Source organism: Marinagarivorans algicola (assembly GCF_001292705.1).
Lineage (GTDB): Bacteria > Pseudomonadota > Gammaproteobacteria > Pseudomonadales > Cellvibrionaceae > Marinagarivorans > Marinagarivorans algicola.
In genome coordinates, this window is sequence record NZ_LGAK01000059.1 from 1 (window position 1) to 25,815 (window position 25,815).

Consider the following 25,815-nt stretch of genomic DNA (forward strand, 5'->3'; position numbering starts at 1 on the left):
CCCTATGAAATATTAGGCTGGAACACGCATTACATCGCTCAATATGGGGAGATAGATTCTCAAAATACGCAGCATTGTTTTAGTATCTCTCACGGTTATAGCGTGCCGTGTGATCAGGCGGGCGAAGCCTGTCCATTAGCCGCCGCTCAAAAATCGGGGCACAAAGAGCGAGTTCTTCATGTGCATCAAACCCCTAGAGGCAATGAGCATGTTGATGTCGAAATGTTGCGCGATATTCCAACAGTAGGCGCGGCAGAAAAATCAGGAAAGATGGTTGGCGTAAGTCGGGCTTTTAATCATATGCTGAGCAAGCTGGCCCGATTAAGTGAGTCTGATGCGTCGGTTTTATTGCTTGGTGAATCTGGAACGGGCAAAGAACTTGCCGCCACGGCTTTGCACTGCGGTAGCTTGCGCAAGAATAAACCGTGAGTAACTGTTGAGTGCTCAGGGTTAACCGACTCACTCTTTGAGAGCGAATTATTTGGCCACGTACGTGGTGCGTTTACAGGCGCCCATAGCCACCGGGAGGGCTTAGTGGAAAGCGTGAATGGCGGAACGCTTTTTTTGGATGAAATTGGTGATGTTCCGTTACCTATGCAGGTTAAGCTATTGCGCTTGCTCGAAACAGGAACCTATCGCCGGGTGGGTTCAACGGAAGTAAAGCGGGCAGATTTTCGCCTAGTATGCGCCACACATAAAAACATTTGGCAAATGGTAGAGGAGGGCTCCTTTCGCAGAGATTTATACTTTAGGGTTAATGTGTTTCCCATTAAGCTGCCTGCACTGAGAGATAGATTAGAGGATATCCCTTTATTAGTTGGCACATTACTGAAAAGCTTGCGAGCAGATAAAGATTTCTTTTTAACTGATTCTGCTATTCAGGTATTAAAGGCTCACACTTATTCTGGCAATATTCGTGAATTAAAAAATATTCTTCATCGAGCGACTGTTTTATCTGATACTCATGTCATTGAGAGTACGGTAATCGAAGAGTGCCTGGCTATGGATGCATCGATGACTACTTCAATAGAGATAGGTAAAAAAGCTCAAACGCTGGATCTGTCTGCATCTTGGGTCGACCTTAAGACAATAGAAAAGCAGTATATACAGCAACTAATGCATACTCACGCAGGTGATAAAGAGGTTGTGGCTGGTATTTGTGGCATAAGCCTGCGATCGCTGTACCGTAAACTTGAAGGGACTTAATTTGGATGATAATTTTAAGGACCGAATAGCGTTTTAAAAGTCGTCGAGGCTTTTGAGGACTAAAAGAAATTGCTTTTTTACTTTTAGTCGCAAAGTGTTATCGGCGGCAAGTTCGTTCAGTGTTTGTTGTTCTAAATTTTTGAAGCTAGCAATTTGGCTAGCTTTTAACCCTTTAGAGCGTGCAATATCTTGAATTTGACCAAATCCACTACTCACACTTGCTTGGGTCCTTTTATTGAGTGTTTCAATTGTGCTATCGACTTCGTGGGCTAGTTTTTTAATGTTATTAGCACTATCTTGTAGCGCCTTCTTTTGGTTTTTTAATAGTTGTGATGACTTCATTTTACCAATTATTTTGTCGGCTGCTTGTAGTAAGTTTAAAATAGAAGCGTTTTTATCAGCGTTACTATTGTGCTCTTCACTGATGACTTTTCCGGCTATATTGACATAGTGAAACTCCATGCTTAAACCATTTTTTTGTGAATTAACTTCGCCAATGTGCATATTTTTGATAAGTGTTTTTTCTCTTTCTTTAAGTAAGCCAGTCGGATCGATTTCCATGGTTCTAGCGCCGCTATTAATGATTAAGCCTGCTTTCCAGCCTAAATCTTCCAACGTTTGATAAATAGATAATGAGATATCTTCTGCTGAGCTAGCATCTAAAGATTCCGAAATAAAATTCATAATGGATTTATGAAAATCTTGCGTATCTTTTGCTTCACTAATTTCATTTTTGAGCTGTGAAATAGTGCTTTCTAAACTACTCAAGTTACTTTCGGTTAGGGGGGTTGTGACAGGTTCACTTTTAGGATTGATTTTATGCTGCTGTTGCTGCTGGCGCAAATTATTAAGCTCGCCTTCTAACGTATCAATACATAACTCTGATTCTCTTAGGTTATTTTTAAGGCTGGTAATGTCGACTTGATGAGGATTGCTTTCTCTTTCGTCATCATGGCCAGGTGCCTTTTTAGAGTCTTGACCTTCTAATGTATCGATGTTGTCTTCTAGCGCTATGATAATATCTTTTTGACCTTTAATAACATCTCTTAGTCGCTCTATTTCTATTTCATTTTCTTGCTGTATTTGTTCAGATAGTGCATCAAGCTCACCATTGGTGCTGTTGATTTCGTGATGACTGGAGGTGATAATAGTTGTGTTGGCATGATTGTGCCCGTGCTTTATTTTTTCGAGATTATCTTCATATTTTTGAACGCTTTGCATAATACTATCTTGGTTTTTATTGAATGCATCCATCGAAAAATCAAAATCATCAGGGTTGATGTTTGCAAGATTGTTGGCGGTCTCGTTTGACATTCCAACATGCTCTTTTAATGTATTAAGTGTTTTTTGATTCTCGTTGACATAGTCATTATGCAATTTTGTCTTTTCGGTAATTTTTCGGTATGAAGCGCTGCTTATTTTATCTAATAACGATTCTAATTTTACATTGTAATGCGCTAATTTTTCAGGGTTTTTACTGTGCTCTATGCAGGCTTGATGAAACTTATCAAGGCTAGCTAATACGGCCTTTTTACTTTGACTTTTTCCTGAGCTATTGATTTTTTCTTTTATATTATTTATTTTATTTTCAATATCTTTGAGTGGTTGATTGGTGCGTTGCTCGGTTAGAATATCGAGTAATTTTTGCACATTTGTATTAATAAGATTCCAGTAATCTTGACTATCTATTTTTTTATCTATCGCTCGAGATTCAATGCTTAGATAGGCATGGCGAAGTTTGATGACGCCTTTACTTAAGTGGCTACGCTGGTTATGCCTTCTGGCATTTTCGGTGTTTTGAGCCTGATCGTTTAAAAACTTCTTAATAAGATCGGGGAGTTTTTTTTGTAGTGCGCGCGCGCCCATTTTTTTTTGTAGGCCACGGCTTACAAAATGTAAGTTTGCCAAAATACTTAATATTAGTAATAGAAGTAGACCGTAAACGAGTTGCTCTGCATAAGCGCCCATAGCGTTTCCTTATTCGCTATTGTGCTGGAGAGTTATCAGTAAGGTGATGATAGTATTGTCGTTATTATCATCACTATTGATTTTATTATGATCAATAGATGCGCGCTCTATTTGTACTGCTTGGTAGCTTTTGTTTTTATGCTTTAACCGTATTTCAATATGAAATTCATTTTCCTTTGCATTAATTAAATGCTCGCGTAATAGGTTGTCGTCATCGGGATGAATGCGATCAGTTAAATCTAAATTTTTGTAAATACTTTGCTCAAGCTCAGAGGTAAGCCCAAGACTGTTTAGCGCATTTTTGTCCCAAAATGTTTCGCCTGTATTGGGGTTCCACTGTATTTTTCCAACGATAGTGGTATCGTCGCCGCTTTCGCTACATGGCTGAATGGAGTGACTTGATTTTTTGTTGAGCATCCCTAGTGTGAGTTGTGTGGTGATGCTGTCAAGGTAGGCGCAAAATCCGGAGAAACTACTGGGTGATTTATTTTTTTTACTGGAGCCATAAACACTTAAAACAGACCAAAGTCGGTGGTCTCGAAATATGGGTGTATGTACGCTGGTATCTATATCGCTATCGTATACATCGGCACACGGTGCGGGATATTGTGCCGATATGCTGAGTGTTGAGGTGTCTTTGGCGGGTAGTTTAGTAACTTCTAAGGAAGAGAACTTTTTATGTATTTTGATGTACTCGCGCCCATCTTTACTAATGGCGATACGGCCATAACAGGCTTTTTGCATATACCTTTCAAACATTGGGGCTAGCGTCATGAGTGAGTCTAGATTGTTTTGAGCAATATTTTTAGGCCATTCGTATAGGTTGCTAATAATACTTTTCATGTAGTTGGCATTATGTAGCTCGTCAATTTCGGTGCTGGTTGCCAAAAAGGCATCCTCGGCTTGCATAAAATCAGTGGTGGGCGTGATAATTTTGGGCTCAATAAAATTGTGACGCTCAAAAGTTTTGTTTTTATGGAGCGCCTCTAAAATGCCGATGGTTTTGTAGGCCATTAAATGTAAATTTTGGTCAATCATAGCCATGTTGGGCTGCGTGATGGGTACCAGTGATATTGCATCAAACCCGACAATGCCGGTGGCGCAATGCTTGTGATTGGCAGCTTTTAAATTTTGTAATTGCTTGGCAAAGCCAATACTGGTGAGGCTGGCGCCACAAATAATACCCGTTGCTTGGCTGTTGCGTGCAATGTACTCGTTGGCTGCTTGAAAACCACCGGAAAACATCGTGTCGTTGACAATAAAAATATGATCATCGGCCAGTTCAAAGCCGTTCATTTCGTGTTGATCGCAAAAGCTTTCATAACGTTTACGAATATCAAATTGCGACAGGTCACCCACAAATGCGAGTGTACGATGGCCTTGTTGAATAAGGTGATTAAATGCGAGCTCCATACCCAGCTCGTTGTCGCTCGTTATCATGGGTATGGCGAGCGGAAAGTAATCGTAAGCAATAGAGGCAACGGATTTACCCGTATTTACAAGGTGCTCGGCCAGCTGGTTGTGAATGGCGTTGCGCAAGATCACCACAAAGTCAATATGATCGGAATGCACGGTGGAGTTAAATGTACCAAAGCTGTCGGTCTTGATAACGGTAAAGGCATAGCCTTTTAAAAAACAGTATTGCTGTAGCTGGCTGATAAGCTCGCCAAAATAAAAGCCTTGCAAATAAGGGGTGTAGACTCCGAGTGTTTTTTTGGGGGGAGTGTGGGGATCAGGCATGCTGGCTCTCTTAACGCATTACGGTTATGTAATAACTGTAGTACACGATAAGGGAGTATGAATATTCACAAGCGCAGCGGCTTTAATTGATAAAATATGTGTTGAGGAGTAAAACACTCTTATTAGAGCAAATGTGCTTTTAAGCGCCCCAAAATGCCATGATACTGAGGCGCTATGGCTGTTTCTATAGCGTTGTTTTTAGGGTTTAGTGATTTTAGCCATGGCTTGGCCCATCTGTACGTGGCTGTTTTCGGCGAGGTGCTCGTTCCACTGAATGGTCTCTTTGGCAGTGAGTACTATGGCCGTTGAGCCCAATAAAAAGCGCCCCATTTCTTGGCCTTTAGCTAAAGTAATAGGGGTTTGAGGACTATCGCTGTAAGGGTAGTGGGTACGTGTAATACGCTTTTTAACCGGAGCCACAAGGCCGGCCCACGGGGTTTGAATACTTGCAACAATCATTGCGCCGACGAGCACAACAGCCATAGGCCCTTGCTCGGTGGTGAAATGGCAAACTAACCGTTCGTTGCGTGCAAATAAGCGCGGTACATTTTGCGCGGTGACAGTATTCACCGAAAATAAATCGCCAGGTACGTGGGTCATATGAGTAAGTGTGCCTGCCAGCGGCATATGTACGCGATGGTAATCACGCGGCGATAGGTAAACGGTCGCAAAGTGCCCGTCGTTGTACAGCGCGGCATCTTTTGCGTTGCCGCCGACTAGCTCAAGTAAGGTGTAATCTTGCCCTTTCGCTTGAAATATACGACCGTCTTTGATGGTGCCTAATTGACTAATGGCGCCATCGGCTGGGCTGACCAATGTGTTGCCAGCATCAATGGGGCGAGCATCGTCTTTGAGGGCGCGAGTAAAAAAGTCATTAAAGCTAGCAAACGCGAGGGGATCTTCTTGTTGCGCTTGGCTCATGTCAATATTGTATTTATCAACAAACCAGTTAATAAAAGTGTTTTTGATGAGTGGTGTTGTACTACTGGCAAACAGGCCTGCCCCACGTGAAATAAGATGCTGGGGGGCAAGGCGTTGAAGGGCGATAAATAAGGCATCGTTCATAGGATTGCTCTGATCTATTAAGGTGTATTTAAGGTTATGGTTGACTGGGTACCCCTACCTAGCACTTACACAAAAGTGACCTCAGGGAATAGGCTTGATGAGTTCTTTTGTGTGGCGAACTTGAACTAGTGATTAGCCACCGTTTTGAATAGTAACGTCACTAAGGCTTTGCACAATATACACAAAACTGTTGTAGCGCTCGCGACTAATATCACCGCTTGCAACGGCTTGACTGATGGCGCAATGGGCGTCGTTAATATGCGTACAATTACGGAATTTACAGCGTCCAATAAACGGGCGAAATTCGCTAAAGCCTTGCAATATGTGTTCAGGTTCTAGGTGCCACAAGCCAAATTCTCGAATACCGGGCGAGTCAATACAGTCGCCGCCGCTCGGGAAGTGATATAAGCGTGCATGGGTTGTTGTGTGGCGCCCCTTGCGCGAGACATCCGAAAGTTCACCGACTTTAATTTCTTCACTAGGGAGTAACGCCTGGATAATCGATGATTTGCCCACACCCGACTGCCCTACAAAAATACTACAACCCTCGCTAATGGCTGTTTGTAGTGTTTGCATACCGGTATTGTGTGTGCTTGATACAGCAAGGCTGTTGTAGCCGAGTGCTTGGTATTTGTCGAGCAGGGCTTGGGTTGGGCTGTTAGGGGCGAGTAAATCGGCTTTGTTGAGTAGTAATAAAGCCTCTAAGCCTAGGTGTTCGGCAATGACTAAATATCGGTCGATGAGGTTGCTATGTGCCTCGGGCTCGGGTGCAATTACAATAATGGCACGGGTTACATTCGAGCCGACGAGCTTCATTTTACCGTAGCTATCTGGGCGGCACAGTTCGCTCGAGCGGGGGTTAATGGCTTCAACAATACCGCTATCGCTTTGTTCATTTTGCCCGCGTCGCCACACAACTCGGTCACCGGTGACGATGCCGGGTAAGTTTGCCCGTAAATGGCAGCGCACAACATCGCCAGTCGCAATGCACTCAATATCAGCTTGAGCGCGATAATGGCTAATAGTAATACCGTTGAGCTCAGGGCCTAGCACGGTGTCATCCATGGAGGCCTTTTTTTTGCTTGCTCTACCTTTAAGTTGCGGGTTTGATGTATTCTGATGGGTAATATCGTCTTGCTTGCTTTGAATACGTGTTTTTTGTTGTTTGTTGAGTCTACGTTTTGCCACGAGAGCCTGCTTTAGCTGGACTATAATAGCCTGCATTGTACGCCATAAACACAGCACAGCAATACAAACCCCCGAACCGCTATATAACCGTAAAGGTGCCTTTTAGGTCTGCGGCCTATTGCGCCTTATTAATGACAACCCTTAATAACCCAAGAGCCCCCCTATGAGTGCAACCTTAAACGATGATAATTTGGTGTGGATGGATTTGGAAATGACAGGCTTGCTGCCCGAGCACGATACGATTATCGAAATAGCCACTCTAGTGACTGACAGCCAGCTCAATGTATTGGCGCAGGGGCCGGTTATGGCGATTCATCACTCACCACCTGTGCTGGCGGCGATGGATGAATGGAATACCAAGCAGCATGGTGGGTCGGGCTTGGTTGAGCGTGTTTTGCAAAGCACCACTACGATGCGCGCCGCCGAAAAAGCGACTTTGGCTTTTTTAGAGCAATGGGTGCCTAAAGGTAAAAGCCCATTATGCGGTAACTCGATTGGCCAAGATCGTCGTTTTTTAGTGCGTTACATGCCGGCGCTTGAGGCGTACTTTCACTACCGCAATGTGGATGTATCGACCATCAAAGAGCTTACCCGGCGCTGGCAGCCCGCGCTATTAGATGGCGTGGTTAAGCAAGGCAGCCACTTGGCTTTAGATGATATTAAAGATTCTATTGCTGAGCTTAAATACTATCGTGCTAATGTATTTAGCATTTAGCATAAACTTAGGGCGCTTAATTCAGTGTCTTAGCTGTCGGTAGTGCTGGGTACGAGCAAGATTCAAGCTAACTTAAAAACATTGCAGTATACTGGCGTTTTTGACTAGAAAAGCGTTTTGTTATGTCTGACTCAAAGGCGAAGAGCCCCCAGCCCCAATCTCCTGTCCTTCCTCGTTATTTATATCGCGCAGAGCAAGTGCGCGAACTTGACCGTCTGTTTATTGAAGAGCATAAAGTTGCGGGGATTGTCCTTATGAAGCGCGCAGGGCGAGCGGCCTTTGAGTTGCTCAATACGCTCTTCCCGCATGGCTCCATTACTATTTTATGTGGTGCTGGTAATAACGCTGGTGATGGCTTTGTGGTGGGTGCTTTGGCTGCAATGGCGCGCCGCGATGTACAAATACTAACGGTATCACCGGCCAAATTGTTAACCGGCGATGCGCGTCGTGCTTATCTATATGCCAAGCAAGAGGGGGTCAATATTTTACCCTACGAAACCGGTGCTGCCAGCCACTTGCCTGATGGTTGCGTGATTGTTGATGCATTGGTAGGGACAGGTTTAAGCGGCGAGCTGCGCGCCAATATGCAAGACGTGATTAACGAGGTCAACGCGACAGGTTTACCTGTTTTAGCCCTAGATGTGCCTTCGGGATTGTGCGCGAATACTGGCCGCACATTAGGTGAAGCGATTAAAGCCTATGCAACCATCACGTTTATTGGTTGTAAAATGGGCCTGCTTACCGGTCGAGCCCCAGCCTTGGTGGGGCAGTTATATTTTGATGGCTTAGGTGCGCCTAGGGCGTTGTACAGAGCCTTGATGCCTGCCGCCTGGAATATTGACTTTAATGCCCTTAAGCGCCACCTACCATTAAAAGAGGCCGATGCGCATAAAGGGCAAAGCGGTCATGTTTTAGTGGTGGGTGGTGACTTAGGTATGGGTGGCGCCGCCATTATGACTGCCGAGAGTGCCGCTTCGGCGGGCTCGGGCTGTGTGAGTTTAGCCACCCAGCTCGATCACGTGACGGCTGCCTTGGTACGCAAGCCCGAGGTCATGGCGCATGGTGTTGATGCAGCTTCGCAGCTTGAGCCTTTACTCAAGCGACCTAGCGTGATTGCAGTGGGTCCAGGGATGGGTCAAAGCAGCTGGTCTGAGCAGCTTATGCAGCAAGTACTTAAAACCGACAAGCCTTTAGTGGTGGATGCCGATGGCTTAAATTTACTGGCTGATAAACTAGCGGCTTATGCTAAGCGCGGGCATTGGGTTTTAACGCCTCACCCCGGCGAAGCGGCGCGCTTGCTCCACACAAATACCGCTGTTGTACAGCAAAACCGCTTTGAAGCGGTAAGCGAGCTACAGCGCTTGTATGGCGGTGTTGTTGTGCTTAAAGGTGCAGGCACTTTAATTTGTGATGGCGAGCGCACGGTGGTAGCTAAAGTGGGTAACCCCGGTCTCGCTACCCCAGGCAGTGGTGATGTATTAACAGGTATTATTGCCTCGTTGATTGGGCAGGGTTTAGGCTTGTTTGAGGCTGCGCAATTAGGGGTGTATGTGCACGGGCAAGCGGGTGACAGACTGGCTGACACGCAAGGTCAGTTTGGCATGGCGGCAAGCGAGCTTGCCCCAGTAGTGCGCAAGCTGCTGAATTAATACCGAGGTATCCCAATGACACAGACACAACTGTCACTATTTTTGCATGATGAAGCTGCAACCGTTGCTGTAGGCCAAAAACTTGGCACAGTAATGGCCGAGGGCGGTGTTATTTTTTTAACCGGTACGCTCGGTGCGGGTAAAACAACACTCACTCGTGGAGTGTTAAAAAGCTTTGGCCATACAGGTGCGGTTAAGAGTCCGACCTATACTTTAGTAGAGCCTTATGATTTTAGTGCCGATCAACAAGGCGCAGGGCAGAAGGTATACCATTTCGATTTGTACCGACTCGCCGACCCTGAAGAGCTCGAGTACATGGGGATTCGCGAATATTTTGATGGTCGAGCGTTGTGTATAGTTGAGTGGCCCAATAAAGGCGAGGGCTTTTTACCCGTGGCTGATATTACCCTCAGTTTAAGCCCCAAAAACGAAGGTCGTACACTAGAGCTTCACGCAGGCAGCGCCAAAGGTCACGCTGCACTGAAAAAGTTAAATGTTAGTGGTTAGCGTGGGTTGTGGCGCTCAAATTTAGATATCGGATATGTAAAAATAACACAGCAGTCTGTAAAAATGGTACAAATATGGGTGTCGTTAAGGCTATATACAAAGTGCACAATTGACACAGCGTTGGCCGCATATCCAAGTATTGGCTCATTGCGAGCTTGTGGGTTAGCGGTTGGATGTGGGTTTACAATAATAGATAACAACCGTTGGGGTAAACAGCATGCCGTGCGTGCTAATACAATTCATGATGTCATCGAGAGTAAGTGCGCTAGCTGGCGCAATATCTACCCATTGCATAAAAGTCTTGGCTCAGCGTTATGGGGGCTTTTTAGCATTGTGTGTATTGGTGTTGTCACCGTGTGTATTTGCGGCACAGGTCAATAGCGTACGCTTGTGGCGTGCGCCCGACAATACGCGGCTTGTTTTTGACCTTTCGAGTGCAGCTGAGCACAAATTATTTACGTTAAGTAATCCCGATCGCGTTGTGATTGATATCAGTAATACCGAGCTTAAAAAGGGCTTTGGTGATGTGCCTATTGAAGATACGCCTATTGCTAAAATCCGTTACGGAACACGGGCTAATGGTACTTTACGTGTTGTGCTGGATATGACAGCAACCACTAAGCCGCGCAGCTTTGATTTACCGAAGCATGGCGATAAACCCGATCGCTTGGTGATTGATTTATACGATGGCAGCGAAGAGACCACCAAAACTGTGAATACTGCGCCTGCGATTAAAGAGGTCTCTACGCAAGCGCGCGATATAATTATTGCCATTGACGCCGGTCACGGAGGTGAAGACCCTGGTGCTATAGGACCTAAAAAATTACGTGAAAAAGATGTTGTTCTCGCTATTGCTAAACAGATGGCGAAAGAGGTTAATGCGACGCCAGGCTATACAGCTAAACTGATTCGCGATGGCGACTATTACATTCCCCTCAAAGAGCGTCGTAATAAAGCCCGTGATTTACGTGCTGACTTGTTTGTATCGATTCATGCTGATGCCTTTCACAACCCTAAAGCGCGCGGCGCTTCGGTGTTTGCCTTATCACGCCATGGTGCCACCAGTGAAACTGCACGCTTTTTGGCCTCTAAAGAAAACGACGCCGATTTGATCGGCGGTGTGGGCGGGGTGTCACTGAACGATAAAGACAATGTGTTGGCGGGTGTTTTGGTTGACCTTTCTATGACAGCAACGCTAACCAGCAGTTTGCAAGTGGGCGAGCAAGTACTCAACAACATGGGGCGCATTTCTAAGCTACATAAAAAGCAAGTAGAACAAGCGGGTTTTGCGGTGCTTAAATCACCTGATGTACCTTCTATCTTGGTCGAGACAGGATTTATTTCGAACCCTCATGAAGCGAATAAATTAGCAACAAGTAGTTACCGTAAATTCATGGCCAAAGCGATCTTTAATGGTGTGCAAAGCTACTTTGATCGCCAGCCACCAGCGGGTACTTGGTTAGCGTTACAGCAGCACAAGTCGGGCACAGGTCTATCATCTAAATACACGATTAGTAAAGGCGATACTTTATCGGGCATTGCCAAACGACACAGTGTGAGTGTTAAAAAATTACTAGAGCATAACCGCTTAAGTGATGCTTCTATCCGAGTTGGCCAAACCCTTAAAATCCCCGCCAGTTAGCATTTATTGATTTAGTGCCGATCTTTGAGCAAAAATAGCGTTAACACGCTAGAGTGAGTAGTAGGGCTTTTTAAAACCACACTTCATTCTCCTCATTAAAGCGTCGCGTTATGCTTAAAAAAATGGAATTTGTGCAGGCAAATATTATGCGTACCGCGGCTGTGTCGCGATGGATTGCGCAGATCGCCGCGTGGCTAAATTTTGCTTTTTTAATCTTGGCTATAACCAGTCATATTTGGCCGCGTGTAGTTTTGCTCTCGATTGCCCAGTGCGGCTTTATTGCGTGTATTTATTACTCTGAAATATCGCGCTTTAGCGCTAAAGTACCCTGGTTGTTGCTGGCTTCTTGTTGGTTTGCGGTTGCCAATGCGGTATTGACTAATGGTGCGGGAATGGGTCATGTCACAGTATTATGGTTTGTCATATTGGTGTGTATTGCAGGCTTACTCGGTGGCTTAAGATTTGGCCTGTACTGGGGTGGGATTGGCGGCATGTCTATTTTGGTGGTAGCGGTCTGTGAGGTGTTCAAAGTCCCTATCCCAAACTTTACGCCAGAGCCCCAGCGTTATACCCTAATAGTTATGCATACGATTGCGCAAATGGCTTGTATGGTCGGTATTATTGCTGCTTACACTCGTGCATTAGAAATCTACCAACGGCAGGTAGAAGAGCAAATATTAGCGGTAACTAAAGAAGTTGAACAGCGTAAAAAAGCCGAAGTCGAAGCGCAATTATTAGCAAAAAATAAAGAGCAATTTTTACGTAATATTAGCCATGAGTTCCGCACGCCTTTAAATAGCATCATTGGGTTTTCTGAGCGGCTGCTGAAAAAATGTTGCGACATGCCAGAGCTTGTTAAGCCCCTTAGTGCCATTAATCGCAACGGTAAAAGTCTGCACTATTTTGTCAGTGAATTACTACTACTCGACGCTATTGAAGCAACGCCATTACAACGCACTCGCGCCTGTCCAGCAGAGCTGGTTCACAGTTGCTGTGAGCTATATCGAGACTTAGCGCTTGAGCATGAGCTGGCGCTGCGTCTTACTATTGAGCCTGCGTGTTTGCAGTTTTTTGTCATGCTTGATGTGGCGCGTATGAGTCAGGCGCTTAATAATATTTTACTGTTTTGTATTCGGCAATCCAGTCGCGGTGTTATTCAGCTGCGGGTAGAGTATGCCCTTGATGCACTGGTGATTACCTTTGAAGACAACGCACAGGCTTTAACACACAGCCAAAAAGAGCATTTGTTTGAAACCCATTATGAGTATGTGCTATCCAATGACAAAGACGTGCCTTGTTCGGCTTTTGCCTTAAAAATAGCAGGCATGATTATGGGCTATCACAACTGGAGTGTTGAGGTTGAATGTGGTGAGATTGAATGTGGTGAGGCCGTGGCGCTCTGCACTGCTGAAGGCTTGAATGGCCCCGATCATTGTCAGCAGCGAGGTAATCGATTTGTGGTGAGTGTGCCTTTAGTGATGTTTAGCCAAGTGTGACCGAGTACTCAGTTTACTGACTTTGGGTGAATACTTTTAATACAGCGAGAGGTCTGTGTGTTGATTAATCTATTATTCATGCCGAGGCGGTTACTCTAACCCGGTGCAATCAAGTCGGGAGATAAGCATGTATCAGTTACACGATTTATTCAGTTATTGCCGTATGGCAGGTCAACCTCGTATAGTGCGTATATTTAACGCGAGCTGTTTAGTCGTAGCGGTTGTATTCGTAGTGGGTGTATCTCGTTCAGCATTGGCTGCACAAAGTACCAATGACACAAGAAGCACCAATGACACAAGTCATAGCCAATCGCAAGTAGCGCATGAGCGCTATGCACACAACCGAGAGATGTCTAATAGAGAGCGCTATCGCCAAGAGCAAAGCCGCAGACATACGCAACACCGCGAACATAGGCAACACCGCGAAGAGCGCCAATACAACGTGCATCAGCGCCATAATGATCATAATCGTCACAGTCATAATGGTTACAGCAGTTACAACAACCGCGATGACAGCAACAGATATCGTCATCACAACAACCATAATCATCATACTAGGCATAAGCGCCATTATATTGAGCGGCCTATTAAGTATCGTCGACATCACGATAACTCACACCGTTACAGCGATCATCGCCGGCACATTAAGCGCTCCTCACATTACTCAGTGACACACCATTATCGCTCTGATACCAGATATAGGCATCACCATAATCGTGAAGCGGCTTTTTTATTGGGAGGGTTAATTTTGGGGGTTGTGCTGGCTGATGCGGGCAGTTACTCAAAAACACATTACAGCGATGGCTATCAAACACGCCCTTACACTACTGTACGTGAAAATGCCTGTTATGAAGTGGCTTACGATAAGGGTCAGCGTATTTTAGTTGAAGTACCGCGAGATTATTGCCGAGCATATTAATGCTTAATGATTAACGTAAAGTGCAATAAAAAGCGCATAGCCATTAAGCCAAGCTGACACATCCCACCTAACACATAAGGAATATGTCGCACCTAGCCTTTGGGGCAGATTTCTTGCCTAGGAGCATGCAAGATAAGACGTTGCAGGAGCGCAATGTCTGTATTAGTGCCACTTTTAGTATCTGTGAAGAGTTACAATAGCTATGTGATACTGGTATTGGCCTCGGTATCTTCGCTATCGTTCATATTTAATTCTTTGAGTTTGCGCGTTAGGGTATTGCGACCCCAGCCAAGCAAATTTGCGGCGTCACGCTTGCGCCCGGCGGTGTGCTTGAGCGCTGTTTCGATGAGGGCGCGCTCAAAAGTGGGTACCGCTTCGCTTAAAATGTCGTGCTCGCCGCGGGCTAGGCATTGGTCGGCCCATTGCCTAAGGGCTTTATCCCAATCGCCTGCTGGGGCTTGGGTATCTTTGCTGTCCATTAACTCGGGTGGTAAATCTTGTATGTGTACTTCACGGCCCGAGGCCATAACAGTAATCCAGCGGCAAGTGTTTTCGAGCTGGCGTACATTGCCAGGCCAGCGTAAATGAGCTAAATATTGCTCGGCCTCTGGTGTGAGTACTTTGGCTTCTACGCCTAGCTCTTTAGCGGCAGAGCTTAAAAAGTGCTGTGCTAGGCGTGGAATATCTTCGCTGCGCTGTGCCAGTTTGGGCAAATGAATACGAATGACGTTTAAGCGATGAAATAAATCTTCTCGAAAGCGATTATCTTCGACTAGCTGCTCAAGGTTTTGATGAGTGGCGGCAATAATGCGCACATCGACCTTAACGGGAGTGTGACCGCCGACACGGTAAAATTCACCGTCAGCGAGCACACGCAATAACCGCGTTTGCGTCTCTGGCGGCATATCGCCAATTTCATCCAAAAAAAGTGTACCGCCATCCGCTTGCTGAAAACGCCCTTGGCGAAGGTTTGAGGCGCCGGTAAAAGCGCCTTTTTCGTGGCCAAATAGCTCCGATTCGATCAAATCGCGTGGTATTGCTGCCATATTGAGAGCAATAAACTGGCCTTCTTTACGCGGACTATGAGTGTGTAATGCATGGGCAACCAGCTCTTTACCGGTGCCAGACTCTCCGTTAATCAGTACAGTAATATTCGATTGCGCTAAGCGGCCGATGGCGCGAAAAACCTCTTGCATTGCCGGCGCTTCCCCAATGATATCTTTGCTGACTTCAGCGGGCTCTGGCGTTTTGGTATTGGCTTGTTGTTCTTGGGTGTGGGTCAGTGCACGCTGCGTGACGGCGACGGCCTCATCAATATCAAAGGGTTTCGGTAGGTATTCAAAGGCCCCACCTTGGTAAGCGGCAACGGCGCTGTCGAGATCTGAGTGAGCAGTAATAATCACGACCGGTAAGTAGGGATGTTGCGCTTTAAGGTATGAAAGTAGCGATAGCCCGTCGGTACCGGGCATGCGTACATCGCTAATGATAGCATCGGGCTGTTCTATTTTTAGACGGCTAATGGCGCGGTCGGCACTTTCAAAGCTTTCGGTCGTAATGCCTGCTTGCTGCAAGGCTTTTTCTAAGACCCAACGGATTGATTTATCGTCATCAATAATCCAGACGTAGTTAGGCTTATTCATAGTGTTCATCCAAAGGCAGGTATAAAGTGAATTGGGTATTGCCTGGCGTGCTTTGACACTCGACGAGGCCGCCATGCTGACTGATTAGGTTTTGTGTGATGGCTAGGCCTAGCCCAGTACCTTCTGCACGCCCAGTAATCATAGGAAAAAAGATATTATCGATTAATGCCGGCGGGATGCCTGGGCCGTTATCACTGATACGAATACGCGCGACCAGTGGGTGATGATGACGGCCAATGGTAAAGCGTCGCTGAACGCGTGTTTGCACAGCTATAGTGGGCTGTTCTATGGCATTTTCGAGCAGTGCTTGTAAAGCATTGCGACTAATGTTGAGTAACGCCTGAATCAGTTGATCTCTGTCGCCTTGTACATCGGGGATACTTGGGTCGTAGTCACGGGTGATAGTCACTTGATGGCACGCCTCTACATCAATGACTGAGAATACGTGCTCAAGCACATCATGAATATTAACGGCTTTACGCTCTGCCTGAACGCGCGGGCCCAGCATGCGGTCAACTAAGTCGCGCAGGCGGTCTGTTTCTTCAATAATAATGCGGGTATATTCTGAAAGGTCATTATCACCAAATTCGCGCCCTAAAAGCTGCGCTGCGCCGCGAATGCCACCTAGGGGGTTTTTGATTTCATGGGCCATACTGCGAATAAGGCTGCGAGAGGTTTCTTGCGCCGAGATCATCGCCTCATCTTTACTGATGCGAATCAGGCGGTCTAAAGGTTGTACTTCAATGAGTAGGGCGTTGCCGTCGGGGTGAGGGTCGACCGAGTAATCAACGGTAATTTCGTCATTATTGTGGAGTCGCCATTTAGTGTGGCGCTTGGTGTAGGGTGATTGGTTTTCGAGGGCGTGGCTCAGCTGCGAGCTGTCGCCGTCTTGCTCCTCTAGGCAGTCACCAATAAAGTGCCCAATCACCTGATCACCACTGACGCATAGTAGGACCTCGGCGGCACTATTGAGGTAAGACAGCTGAAGATTGCTATCGAGCATAATAACGGCGGTGACTAAGCCGTCTAGAATTTGTTTGTAATCTGTAGGTTCAACCATGATGCGCCGTCTCGTATGTAGCTGTAGTACTAGCAAAGATCAAACCAATTACATTAATCATAATGGGATCTTTGCGCGACCTTTTTGCTGTAGCGAGAGAAATGCACTGATATTGGGCTTGTTGCGGGTCAAAAATTAAAAAATAAAAGTGGCCGCCAAGTCAAAAGGCATGCGCGCACAATTGTAGCACTTGTTAGGTTTTTATGTGCTGCCGATGGAGGGCACCAAAATAGCCATCAGCCCGCCTCTTTTTGGTGCGCTTATGTAAAACGCCTCATAAGGTGTTTTCATGGCCTTGCAGTCTGCCAGTAAAGTGCCCCGAGGTCTTTTTAACGGCCTCCTACACGTGGCCGATGCACATATACGGTGATGCTTTTTGAGCGAGAGATAATTTTACCTCGAGGGTTAAGTACCGCAACGCTCAGCGTATGCTCACCGCGAATAATCTCTTTAATCACAAAGTGAGTATCTGCCTGAGCTGGGCCAAAGGGCTTGCCATTAAAGTAGAGCTGGGCGCTAAAGCCACTGCCGATTGGCGGGTTGGCCTCAGCCGATACGACAAGGTCGCGCTGGCCAGCAGGCACTTGCGTTTTGTCACTAGGTGAGGTGATTATGACGCTGCTTTGCTCACGGCTGGCGCGCGTAGTAGGTGTGTAAGGCTGCGGCTCTACGGCCGGAGCACTATTAATAATCGGGAGGTCTACCTCTTCAATTTTAGTGCCTATGGGGTTATCTGAATAGGTGACTTTGCCATTTTCATCAACGCTCTTATACACTTCGTTCGCGATAACCTGCGTTGAGATACCAGCACAACAAACAAGACAGGCAATCAGCGAGCGGGTGAGGGTGGCTGTTTTTTTAAGTACGGTGTTGTTTAGTACTGTGTTGCTCAGTACTGTGCTGTTAAGTGCCGTGCTTTTTAATAGAGATATACTGCGCATAATATTGCCCTTAATGTGACGCGACCTAACAGTATAGGCCTTGAGGCGTGTGGCCCACTAGCGGTGCTAAAAGCCGTACTCACCCTTAGGCCGTAGTTGTGGCTAAGGGTTTAGTGTACAAGCTGTTTATGTATATTAGCTGAAAGGCCAGGGCATGCGCTATAGCAAGCGCTCATTAGCGCTATGCACCTTACAGTTTAAGGATTCAAGTTATAAAGCTTAAAATGAATCGTTGTACGCAGTACGCAGGGTCAATAAATATTGTATTTATGCTGTTATAAAATAAAGCGGCTTAAGTCTTCGTCTTTGGCCAGCTCACCCAGTTCAGCATCAACAAAGGCAGCATCAATGATAATGCTTTGGCTGTCTTGTCCCGAATCAAACGAGGCTTTTTCAAGCAAGCGCTCAAGTACGGTATGCAAGCGACGCGCGCCAATATTTTCGGTGGTTTCGTTAACTTGATGCGCGGTTTCGGCAATACGGCGAATGCCATCTTTGGTAAAGCTTAAGGTGACGCCTTCGGCATTGAGTAGGGCAATATTTTGCTCGGTCAGTGAGGCGTTAGGCTCGATTAAAATACGTTCAAAGTCGTCGGGTGTTAATGCTTCAAGCTCTACGCGAATGGGCAAGCGACCTTGTAACTCAGGGATAAGATCAGAAGGCTTGGTTAGATGAAACGCGCCAGAGGTCACAAACAGTATATGGTCGGTTTTGATCATGCCGTGTTTGGTGCTGACTGTGCAGCCCTCTATTAATGGTAGTAAATCGCGCTGCACGCCCTCGCGTGAGACATCGCCACCGCTGTTGCCTTGACGTTTGGCTACTTTGTCTATTTCGTCAATAAATACAATACCGTTTTGCTCGGCCGCTTCGATGGCGCGACTTTTGATATCGTCGTTGTTAACGAGTTTGGCAGCTTCCTCTTCGGTTAATTGCTTAAAGGCTTGTTTGACGGTTAATGTTTGTTTTTTGGTTTTGTCTTTATTCATGGACGCAAACATGCCTTGCAGCTGGTTGGTCATGTCTTCCATGCCTGGTGGGGCCATAATTTCTACGCCGACAGGGCTGGCGGCTACATCAACCTCAATGTCTTTGTCGTCGAGCTCACCTTGACGCAGTTTTTTGCGAAATATTTGGCGGGTCGAGGATTCGTGTTTTTCTTCTTCACCACGAACTGGGGGTAAAAGAACATCTAAAATACGGTCTTCGGCGGCATCTTGGGCGCGCTGTTGTACTTTTTGGGTTTCTTGCTCGCGCAGCATTTTAATAGCGTTTTCGACTAGGTCGCGCACAATTGATTCAACATCGCGGCCTACATAGCCCACCTCGGTGAATTTGGTCGCTTCAACTTTAATAAAAGGCGCATTGGCCAATTTGGCTAGGCGACGGGCAATTTCGGTTTTACCCACGCCGGTGGGGCCAATCATTAAAATATTTTTGGGGGTGATTTCACTGCGCAACTCGGTGCTTAATTGCATGCGGCGCCAGCGGTTACGCAAGGCAATGGCCACAGCGCGTTTGGCGCTGCTTTGGCCGACAATGTGTTTGTCTAGTTCGTGCACAATCTCGCGTGGGGTCATTGATTGTGTATTGGAGGCGGGAGTACTGGGCATGAGGGTTCTCTTTGATTCTGTGATGCGTTGACGTAAGGGCTAAAATTTGAGCTCTTCAATGGTTTGGTTTTGGTTGGTGTATACGCAAATATCACCCGCAATGGTTAAGCTTTTAGCCACAATATCGTGGGCACTGAGTTCGGTGTTTTCAAGCAGTGCTCGGGCTGATGCTTGAGCAAACGAGCCACCGCTGCCAATGGCAATTAAGTCATCTTCTGGCTGAATAACATCGCCGTTGCCGGTAATAATCAGCGAGGCTTCGTGATTGGCAACTGCTAGTAGGGCTTCTAATTTGCGCAGTGCTCGGTCAGAGCGCCAGTCTTTGGCCAGCTCTACCGCTGCCCGCACCAATTGGCCGTTATGCTCTTCGAGCTTGGCTTCAAAGCGTTCAAATAAGGTAAAGGCATCGGCAGTACCGCCTGCAAAACCAGCGATTACTTGCTTGTTATACAGGTGGCGTACTTTACGGGCGTTACCTTTCATTACGGTATTGCCAAGTGAAACTTGACCGTCACCGCCAATTACAACGCTATTTCCGCGGCGTACAGACACAATCGTAGTCATGGGGAATCCTAATGTGAGTATATGGTATTGCGATCTATGGAATACTATGGGGACGAACTGGGTAAGTTCAAATTAGTGCATTAAGCGGCAGTTTATATTTTTGTTAGCGCGCGGTGTACTGGGGCGATTTGGAGCTATGTGGGGTGACCGGTTGGATATCAGTTTTTTAGTCGAACAATGCATTTTATTGTTGGTAGCGTTTGTGGCAAACGTTTTATCGTCGCTCGCTGGCGGCGGTGCAGGGTTGTTACAATTGCCGGCGTTAATTTTTTTAGGTTTGCCGTTTGCGGTGGCATTAACCACACACAAAATCGCCTCTGTGGCGCTGGGTTTGGGTGCCAGTATTCAGCATGGCAAAACCGGTCATATACATTGGGGTTTTGCGATTTTTATTTTAGCGGCGGGTTTGCCTGGCGTCGTATTGGGTGCTTATTGGGTACTGGCTATTCCAGAGCTCATAGCGCAAGTGTTGCTCGGTGTACTCACGCTAGCGCTAGGTGTGTATTCGATAGTGAAGCCTGCGTTAGGTGTCACTGCTATCGCGCGTCATCGCAATGGGTTAGGTTTAGTTATTGGTGGCAGCGTATTGTTTTTGATTGGCGTATTAAATGGCTCACTTACCTCCGGTACGGGGTTGTTTGTGACGTTATGGCTTATTCGCTGGTTTGGCTTCGATTATAAACACGCCCTTGCTTACACTATGATTTTGGTGGGCTTTTTTTGGAATGGCGCAGGCGCGTTAACGCTGGTGTGGGTGCAAACGCCGCAATGGTCGTGGTTGCCGGTATTATTACTTGGCTCGTTATTAGGCGGGTATTTTGGTGCTTATTGGGCGATTGCTAAAGGTAATCATTTTATTAAGCGAATTTTTGAGGGGCTTACTATTGTTGTGGGTGTCTCACTATTGGTAGAAGCTTGGATTTATTGATGTTTTTTTGTTTTTTTTGAGTGTTGTACTGAGGTGACGCCCGTACGGCAGTAGCAACATTCAAGCAATATTCAAGCAATGCCCAGACACCCTGACGTGAATTTAAAACTGCCCGAGGTGTTGATTTTAGTGGCAGGTCACATGAAATACGTAGTTTTACCCATATCTGCGATTAAAATATTTTTGCACACTAACCTCCCGAAGTGGTTGCCGGCTAGGCTGCCTTATTGACTCAGTACTCACCTCGAAGACGTTATTATGCAACTCCATTCAACCCAGCCCATAACATTTAAGCAAGAGCTGCAAGCGGGCATTATTTTTTGCCAAGAGTATAGGCGTGCAATGAGTATTATCGTTGTAGCAACAACGCTTATGATTATCGTCAAATCGCCCAACATCCAAGTATTAAGCGGCATGTGGGCCCAAGCGCACTATGAATCGCTTTTAATGTATGGCGTGGTACCTTGTTTATTACTCGTTATACTAGGGCATCATAAATTAGACGCTCTTGCGCTAGGTATTGGTGATTGGCGATTTTGGTTGCCAGCAAGCGCTCTTTATCTGGCTGCTGCTATTCCTATCATGCTTATCGGCGCAAATGACCAAGCTCTCAATGAATACTACCAAAAAACTAATGTTAATTGGCTAAGACATGTAAGTACTACGCTAATTTACCTTTTAGGGTGGGAATATTTTTTTAGAGGTTTTTTGTTAGCAGGGTTAAGAAAAAATCTTAAAGAAGGAGCTATTTTATTACAAATGATTCCATTTACCTTACTCCATTTAGGTAAACCAGATATTGAAATTTTATCCTGTATTCTTTCGGGTTTAATATGGGGCTATATTTGCTATCGATCTCGCAGTTTTTGGCCTGCTTTTTTAATGCATGCCATTGTTAACTTTACAATGCTATTTGTAGCAAACACATAAAAAGTACCGCTTAGTTAAGCCAGGCAGTGGGGCAGGGTAACCCCACTTAAATTTAAGCCCGCTGAGAAAGAATTGATTGCAGTGAATCATCCTATCCTGCTGTATTTTTAGTGCGAATGTGACTATCATATTCATAAAATACGACACTTAACACCCGGTGAGGAGTATTTCCAATAGCCCGGTGAGAGCGCATAATTCGGCTTTTTTCTTCAGCATTATCGGCAAAAGTACTCATCATAGAGATGGCTGACTGCTGATTAGCATTATCAAAAACTTTACGAAGTACTTTACCATCAATAATAATCACATCACCGATTTCACTTTCGATCTCTGATAATTATTCAACAAGACCTACAGTTAGAGCTTTAGGTTGCATGGTAAATCTTTTTATAGTTAATTTTTAGTAACGGATTTTTATTCGCTATGAAGTGATGCATTTCTAAGTTAAATTAAAAAATTTAACTTAGAAATTAAATACCCTAATAATCCCAAGCTAATAATTTGAGATTATTAGCTTGGGATTATTAGGGTGAAGGTAATAGCGCATGAGGCGATGGTTATGCCCGAAGGCTAATAGTTAATACGGGCGGTGGTGTTTAGTTTTTAACGGCCGTTAAAACGAGGCACTTTGTTAAGATGCGTTTTATCGTAGGGTTCATGTCTAAATAATTTAGGGTAATAAAATTCTCGAAGTTTAGAATGATAAATGCGTACCCTATCTTCGTAATCGATACTCGCAGCGGTGCCTGTATTCGCTAATGATTGCAGTGATCGCTCAAGTAACGATGACGGTGCAATCAGTGAAACCCAGCCAGCGATACGATCGCGCTGCAGCCTACCATTGCGGTAAGCGGTACTGAGATTCTCAGTTGCCTGATCACCCACTTGCTGAAAGGCGTAATACCAAGGCCAATCGAACGAGGGTGGCTTGGGTTGGTAGTTGGCCCATTTGGGGTGGCGCTGTAAAAAATTATTCATAGTGATTTCTTTAGGGATATCCCAAGCATCATTAACTGTCTCTCTCTGATGCAATAAAATATCAGCGCCGGAAGGGAGTGGTACAGCCTTATCAATGGCGACTTTTGCACCAGCAGGTAACACCACCGCAGTGACGACCCAAAGCCCCACTAGGGTCGTTAGAATTATTGCACTTGATTGACGCCATGCTGAAACTATATAGCACACTACAGACCAAAATAAGGTAAATAGTAATACCATGATGCTAGCTTGTAGCAAGGTGCTCAACGACGTGCCGTTTATTGCACCAGCAAAAATCATAGGTACAAGAAGGCATAGCAATACGGCAGTGGTGCGTAATATTGTACGCAATGGCCAGAGACTGGCAATGTGACTTACGCTTGATACGAGTAAGTGGTAACGCCCTGCTTTAATTTCGCTTGCCCTTAAATCATAGAGCAGCATAATGAGTATTAAAGGGAACACAAAAGCAGCTAGAAATGAAAAATCAAACCGGCCAATAATTGTAATGCTCGGGTTGCTAACATCGCGCTCATAAATTTGTCCTTCAAGTGCAAGCATTCTTATTCGATGTTTCCACGGCTGATTGTCCCTCTGCCCTAAAGCGGCAAAAGCAAAGTCAGAGGGTGCATCATAAGTCATATGATAATGATAAAAAGCAGCGCTACCCCAATCATTCCATTTCGAAGATTCAAGTGTGTTACTAGCTTCATTGGCTTGTACTAAGCTTTGTATTTGCACATGTTGATGTTTGATTTCGGCTTGACCAAAAGCGACTGAAAGCACAGATAGACATGTAACAATGATCATCCAAAACCATACAGTATGATCACGTGCAGTAAAGGCTATTTCGCGACGTATTGTTTTAATAAAAGGTGTTTCTAATGGATTCATGAATTGATTCCTCTGGCACATAAAAACAACATAATGCACATCTCAAAAAACCATGTTAATAAAATGTTAAAAGAATAAAAAGCACTTTTCACTCGATCTGATAATATGGATTTTTTAAAATGATAAGAGCCTAATGATTTCCAGTTTGATGCATTAATTCGCGCCTTAAGTCCCGATGCTTCATCTTTATTTCGTTGGATATCGTCGCTATAAGAAAGCTGCTCTGCATGCGCATGATTGAGTTTTTGAACAAATGAAAATCGTAGTGCTTCAGCTTCTTTTTGGAAACGATGATAGTTGGCAAGATCCGTTCCGGCTATTGACCGAGATATAAAGGTAATAGCGAGTGTTGGCGTTAGCCAGCCGTAGTTTGCTAGCTGTTGACTCTGTTGCGTTTCTCCTGCCATACGACGTGCTGCATAACTATTTAAAACATTAGTCAATTTTCTCTCGCCTTCAATGGCAACAATGCCGCGAAAATTTACTGGAAGATCTGCAAGGCTTTGCGCATTATATTTTTTTAAAAGCTGTTCGCGTAGTTGTCCAAATGCAGGATCGTTTATGTTGTGGCCATCACCGACTTTGTGCAGATCTGCGAGTAAGGTAAGATCAGTTTCAATCTTTCCTGAAAGGGGGGTTGTATAGGTGACAAAATTTACCGCAAGCGAAGGAAGTGCTAAATTAAAAATAAACCAACAAGAGGATAAAACAGCTAGTACCGTGGAGCGTTTATGTAAAATACTTGAAACGCAGAGCGTCATGATACCCCAAACGATTAAGTATAATAAGTATACGCAAAACAATAATCCTGCAGCTATAGGGTCTGCTCCTTTGAACACAGCGATCGTGCAAGTCACCATAAGAGGGATCATTATTATTATAATAAAAATGAGAAGCGCGAGGGCCTTACCTAATACGAGTGAGTAGCCGCTGACTCCGAGTGATAAAATCGGTGTTAGTAAGGCTGCTTCTCGTTCACGCGCAATTGCGCCATGCCCTAATAAAATGATGATCAATGGAGCAAAAATTTGATAAACAAGCGCTGGAGACAACCATGATAACCCACCGAGGTCAGCGCTAGCACCAGATTCTGCAAACATGGCCGTATTTTGACGATGTCCTTCTAAGAATATAGATTGACCCGTTATAGCATCTAGGCCTGGATCGAAGGTCGCTAAAGGAGGGGGAGATCGAAAAACGTAGTGTCCATAGTGCACCATTCGATGTGGATGCCGATCGGGTTGTGTTAAAAATGTGTCTTCGGCATTTTTTTGTTGTTGAACTCTTGCGTTATTTTCGGCATTTATATGCCCAGTAGTTAATATACTCGTGATACTAATGAGCATCAAAAATACTAAGGACCCGCCGAGAGCAAGGTGTGATCGTAACCAATACCGTAGTTCGCCTACGGCAATATATACTATTTCTTTCATTGTCTATGCCAGCAATTATGAGGGGGCTATTTGTTACGTAAAAACGCGCTATGAACTATTTGAGGGTCAATGGGAGCATCACTGTGTGAGCTAAATTCTCCAACAAGTTGGCCATCGCGTAGCAAGCCGATACGCTCGGCTACTTGGCAAGCGCCATAGACATCATGAGTTACCATGAGAATAGCTTTTCCGTTGTTAGCGAGGTCGCGAATAAGAGCGTGAAATTCATCAATGGCTGCTGGATCTAATCCAGAGGTGGGCTCATCGAGTAAAAGGATATCGGTATCTCGTAGTATGGAAAGAGCAATGGCTACCTTTTGACGCATTCCCTTGGAGTAGTCGCGCAATTTTATTTTCCAAGAATCTTGGTTTAAAGACACTCTATTCAGTGCGTGTTGTATATCACTCTCTGTAACATGACGTTTTGCTAGTTGTAAAAAATACTTTAGATTTTCATAGGCATTCATGTGATCGTACAGTGAAGCAGATTCTGGTAAATAAGTCATCACTTTACGTGCTGCTGCAATGTTGCTTTTTACCTCTATACCTTTAACTCGTACTTGGCCTTGACTGGGTTTTAAGAAACCTAAAAAACTTAATAAAGTGGTTGATTTTCCGGCTCCGTTACCTCCTAATAATGCGTAAATTTCACCGCTATTGACATGAAAGTTAATGCCGTTGAGTGCTGCGCGATTTGCACGTTTGATATGAAGCGAGTCGGCTTGTAGCATCATCATAA

The 25,815-nt window shown here is 45.3% G+C and carries 22 protein-coding genes and 1 pseudogene; 10 read left to right on the top strand and 13 right to left on the bottom strand.

Translation table 11 applies throughout. The annotated features are described in order from the left end of the window. Nucleotides 1–270: 270 nt before the first annotated feature. Both AC438_RS17240 and AC438_RS17375 read left to right on the top strand, forming a co-directional pair. Nucleotides 271–990: pseudogene (locus AC438_RS17240) on the top strand (sigma 54-interacting transcriptional regulator); the annotation flags it as partial. Nucleotides 991–1,014: 24 nt separating this feature from the next. Continuing rightward, a complete protein-coding gene (locus AC438_RS17375; protein WP_274377622.1) occupies nt 1,015–1,206 on the top strand; it encodes a helix-turn-helix domain-containing protein in 192 nt (63 codons plus the stop codon). Between the two features lie 33 nt (nt 1,207–1,239). On the opposite strand, the gene AC438_RS14675 is transcribed toward AC438_RS17375, so the two are convergent. The 4 genes from AC438_RS14675 to rsgA form a co-directional block, all read right to left on the bottom strand. Beyond that, nucleotides 1,240–3,174: a ring-infected erythrocyte surface antigen domain-containing protein gene (locus AC438_RS14675; protein WP_053982013.1), complete on the bottom strand. Its 1,935-nt coding sequence runs from the start codon at nt 3,172–3,174 to the stop codon at nt 1,240–1,242. 9 nt (nt 3,175–3,183) lie between these two features. Next, nucleotides 3,184–4,914, bottom strand: a complete 1,731-nt coding sequence (locus AC438_RS14680) for a substrate-binding domain-containing protein (protein WP_053982014.1) — start codon at nt 4,912–4,914, stop codon at nt 3,184–3,186. Nucleotides 4,915–5,112: 198 nt separating this feature from the next. Continuing rightward, nucleotides 5,113–5,979 carry an archaetidylserine decarboxylase gene (gene asd / locus AC438_RS14685; protein ID WP_053982015.1) on the bottom strand — a complete coding sequence of 289 codons (867 nt, stop codon included), beginning with the start codon at nt 5,977–5,979 and terminating at the stop codon, nt 5,113–5,115. 132 nt (nt 5,980–6,111) lie between these two features. Beyond that, nucleotides 6,112–7,167: a small ribosomal subunit biogenesis GTPase RsgA gene (gene rsgA / locus AC438_RS14690; RefSeq protein WP_156312521.1), complete on the bottom strand. Its 1,056-nt coding sequence runs from the start codon at nt 7,165–7,167 to the stop codon at nt 6,112–6,114. Nucleotides 7,168–7,330: 163 nt separating this feature from the next. Between rsgA and orn the strand changes: the two genes are divergently transcribed. The 6 genes from orn to AC438_RS14725 all read left to right on the top strand — a co-directional run bounded on the left by orn (nt 7,331) and on the right by AC438_RS14725 (nt 14,095). Continuing rightward, on the top strand, nt 7,331–7,882 hold the full coding sequence (gene orn / locus AC438_RS14695; RefSeq protein ID WP_053982016.1) for an oligoribonuclease: 552 nt from the start codon (nt 7,331–7,333) through the stop codon (nt 7,880–7,882). 122 nt (nt 7,883–8,004) lie between these two features. After that, nucleotides 8,005–9,531 carry a bifunctional ADP-dependent NAD(P)H-hydrate dehydratase/NAD(P)H-hydrate epimerase gene (locus AC438_RS14700; protein ID WP_053982017.1) on the top strand — a complete coding sequence of 509 codons (1,527 nt, stop codon included), beginning with the start codon at nt 8,005–8,007 and terminating at the stop codon, nt 9,529–9,531. Nucleotides 9,532–9,546: 15 nt separating this feature from the next. Then, the gene (gene tsaE / locus AC438_RS14705; protein ID WP_053982018.1) at nt 9,547–10,038 is read left to right on the top strand and encodes a tRNA (adenosine(37)-N6)-threonylcarbamoyltransferase complex ATPase subunit type 1 TsaE; all 492 of its coding nucleotides are present in this window, start codon (nt 9,547–9,549) and stop codon (nt 10,036–10,038) included. A gap of 241 nt (nt 10,039–10,279) precedes the next feature. Further along, nucleotides 10,280–11,680: an N-acetylmuramoyl-L-alanine amidase gene (locus tag AC438_RS14715; protein ID WP_238376413.1), complete on the top strand. Its 1,401-nt coding sequence runs from the start codon at nt 10,280–10,282 to the stop codon at nt 11,678–11,680. Nucleotides 11,681–11,790: 110 nt separating this feature from the next. Beyond that, the gene (locus AC438_RS14720) at nt 11,791–13,176 is read left to right on the top strand and encodes a sensor histidine kinase (RefSeq protein ID WP_053982020.1); all 1,386 of its coding nucleotides are present in this window, start codon (nt 11,791–11,793) and stop codon (nt 13,174–13,176) included. Between the two features lie 127 nt (nt 13,177–13,303). Then, nucleotides 13,304–14,095 carry a hypothetical protein gene (locus AC438_RS14725; protein ID WP_053982021.1) on the top strand — a complete coding sequence of 264 codons (792 nt, stop codon included), beginning with the start codon at nt 13,304–13,306 and terminating at the stop codon, nt 14,093–14,095. A 200-nt stretch (nt 14,096–14,295) separates the two neighbouring features. Here the strand turns inward: AC438_RS14725 and glnG are convergent, their stop codons facing one another. The 5 genes from glnG to hslV form a co-directional block, all read right to left on the bottom strand. Next, on the bottom strand, nt 14,296–15,735 hold the full coding sequence (gene glnG, locus AC438_RS14730) for a nitrogen regulation protein NR(I) (RefSeq protein ID WP_053982022.1): 1,440 nt from the start codon (nt 15,733–15,735) through the stop codon (nt 14,296–14,298). Then, the gene (gene glnL / locus AC438_RS14735) at nt 15,728–16,795 is read right to left on the bottom strand and encodes a nitrogen regulation protein NR(II) (protein ID WP_053982023.1); all 1,068 of its coding nucleotides are present in this window, start codon (nt 16,793–16,795) and stop codon (nt 15,728–15,730) included. Before glnL ends, glnG begins: the two co-directional genes overlap by 8 nt. Nucleotides 16,796–17,124: 329 nt before the next feature. After that, nucleotides 17,125–17,736, bottom strand: a complete 612-nt coding sequence (locus AC438_RS14740; protein ID WP_053982024.1) for a DUF4124 domain-containing protein — start codon at nt 17,734–17,736, stop codon at nt 17,125–17,127. Nucleotides 17,737–18,011: 275 nt separating this feature from the next. Beyond that, nucleotides 18,012–19,349: an ATP-dependent protease ATPase subunit HslU gene (gene hslU / locus AC438_RS14745; protein ID WP_238376414.1), complete on the bottom strand. Its 1,338-nt coding sequence runs from the start codon at nt 19,347–19,349 to the stop codon at nt 18,012–18,014. Between the two features lie 39 nt (nt 19,350–19,388). Continuing rightward, complete coding sequence (hslV, locus tag AC438_RS14750; protein ID WP_053982025.1) at nt 19,389–19,913, bottom strand: ATP-dependent protease subunit HslV; 525 nt, start codon at nt 19,911–19,913, stop codon at nt 19,389–19,391. A 151-nt stretch (nt 19,914–20,064) separates the two neighbouring features. Here hslV and AC438_RS14755 point away from each other — a divergent pair, with 151 nt between their 5' ends. After that, nucleotides 20,065–20,841 carry a sulfite exporter TauE/SafE family protein gene (locus AC438_RS14755; protein WP_238376415.1) on the top strand — a complete coding sequence of 259 codons (777 nt, stop codon included), beginning with the start codon at nt 20,065–20,067 and terminating at the stop codon, nt 20,839–20,841. Between the two features lie 342 nt (nt 20,842–21,183). Next, on the top strand, nt 21,184–21,771 hold the full coding sequence (locus AC438_RS14760; protein WP_162230761.1) for a CPBP family intramembrane glutamic endopeptidase: 588 nt from the start codon (nt 21,184–21,186) through the stop codon (nt 21,769–21,771). Between the two features lie 91 nt (nt 21,772–21,862). On the opposite strand, the gene AC438_RS14765 is transcribed toward AC438_RS14760, so the two are convergent. The 4 genes from AC438_RS14765 to AC438_RS14780 form a co-directional block, all read right to left on the bottom strand. After that, the gene (locus tag AC438_RS14765) at nt 21,863–22,078 is read right to left on the bottom strand and encodes a hypothetical protein (RefSeq protein WP_053982028.1); all 216 of its coding nucleotides are present in this window, start codon (nt 22,076–22,078) and stop codon (nt 21,863–21,865) included. Nucleotides 22,079–22,374: 296 nt separating this feature from the next. Further along, nucleotides 22,375–23,643, bottom strand: coding sequence for a DUF3526 domain-containing protein (locus tag AC438_RS14770; protein WP_053982029.1), 1,269 nt, complete (start codon nt 23,641–23,643; stop codon nt 22,375–22,377). Next, nucleotides 23,640–25,076 carry an ABC transporter permease gene (locus tag AC438_RS14775; RefSeq protein WP_053982030.1) on the bottom strand — a complete coding sequence of 479 codons (1,437 nt, stop codon included), beginning with the start codon at nt 25,074–25,076 and terminating at the stop codon, nt 23,640–23,642. The genes AC438_RS14770 and AC438_RS14775 overlap by 4 nt, the downstream gene beginning before the upstream one ends. 26 nt (nt 25,077–25,102) lie before the next feature. Next, nucleotides 25,103–25,813: an ABC transporter ATP-binding protein gene (locus AC438_RS14780; protein WP_053982031.1), complete on the bottom strand. Its 711-nt coding sequence runs from the start codon at nt 25,811–25,813 to the stop codon at nt 25,103–25,105. Nucleotides 25,814–25,815: the final 2 nt, after the last annotated feature.

Coding starts and splice junctions, on each gene's coding strand:
- AC438_RS17375 (WP_274377622.1), top strand. CDS start 1,015: ATGACTACTTCAATAGAGATAGGTAAAAAAGCTCAAACGCTGGATCTG.
- AC438_RS14675 (WP_053982013.1), bottom strand. CDS start 3,174: ATGGGCGCTTATGCAGAGCAACTCGTTTACGGTCTACTTCTATTACTA.
- AC438_RS14680 (WP_053982014.1), bottom strand. CDS start 4,914: ATGCCTGATCCCCACACTCCCCCCAAAAAAACACTCGGAGTCTACACC.
- asd (WP_053982015.1), bottom strand. CDS start 5,979: ATGAACGATGCCTTATTTATCGCCCTTCAACGCCTTGCCCCCCAGCAT.
- orn (WP_053982016.1), top strand. CDS start 7,331: ATGAGTGCAACCTTAAACGATGATAATTTGGTGTGGATGGATTTGGAA.
- AC438_RS14700 (WP_053982017.1), top strand. CDS start 8,005: ATGTCTGACTCAAAGGCGAAGAGCCCCCAGCCCCAATCTCCTGTCCTT.
- tsaE (WP_053982018.1), top strand. CDS start 9,547: ATGACACAGACACAACTGTCACTATTTTTGCATGATGAAGCTGCAACC.
- AC438_RS14715 (WP_238376413.1), top strand. CDS start 10,280: ATGATGTCATCGAGAGTAAGTGCGCTAGCTGGCGCAATATCTACCCAT.
- AC438_RS14720 (WP_053982020.1), top strand. CDS start 11,791: ATGCTTAAAAAAATGGAATTTGTGCAGGCAAATATTATGCGTACCGCG.
- AC438_RS14725 (WP_053982021.1), top strand. CDS start 13,304: ATGTATCAGTTACACGATTTATTCAGTTATTGCCGTATGGCAGGTCAA.
- glnG (WP_053982022.1), bottom strand. CDS start 15,735: ATGAATAAGCCTAACTACGTCTGGATTATTGATGACGATAAATCAATC.
- glnL (WP_053982023.1), bottom strand. CDS start 16,795: ATGGTTGAACCTACAGATTACAAACAAATTCTAGACGGCTTAGTCACC.
- AC438_RS14740 (WP_053982024.1), bottom strand. CDS start 17,736: ATGCGCAGTATATCTCTATTAAAAAGCACGGCACTTAACAGCACAGTA.
- hslU (WP_238376414.1), bottom strand. CDS start 19,349: ATGCCCAGTACTCCCGCCTCCAATACACAATCAATGACCCCACGCGAG.
- hslV (WP_053982025.1), bottom strand. CDS start 19,913: ATGACTACGATTGTGTCTGTACGCCGCGGAAATAGCGTTGTAATTGGC.
- AC438_RS14760 (WP_162230761.1), top strand. CDS start 21,184: ATGAGTATTATCGTTGTAGCAACAACGCTTATGATTATCGTCAAATCG.
- AC438_RS14770 (WP_053982029.1), bottom strand. CDS start 23,643: ATGAATCCATTAGAAACACCTTTTATTAAAACAATACGTCGCGAAATA.
- AC438_RS14775 (WP_053982030.1), bottom strand. CDS start 25,076: ATGAAAGAAATAGTATATATTGCCGTAGGCGAACTACGGTATTGGTTA.
- AC438_RS14780 (WP_053982031.1), bottom strand. CDS start 25,813: ATGATGATGCTACAAGCCGACTCGCTTCATATCAAACGTGCAAATCGC.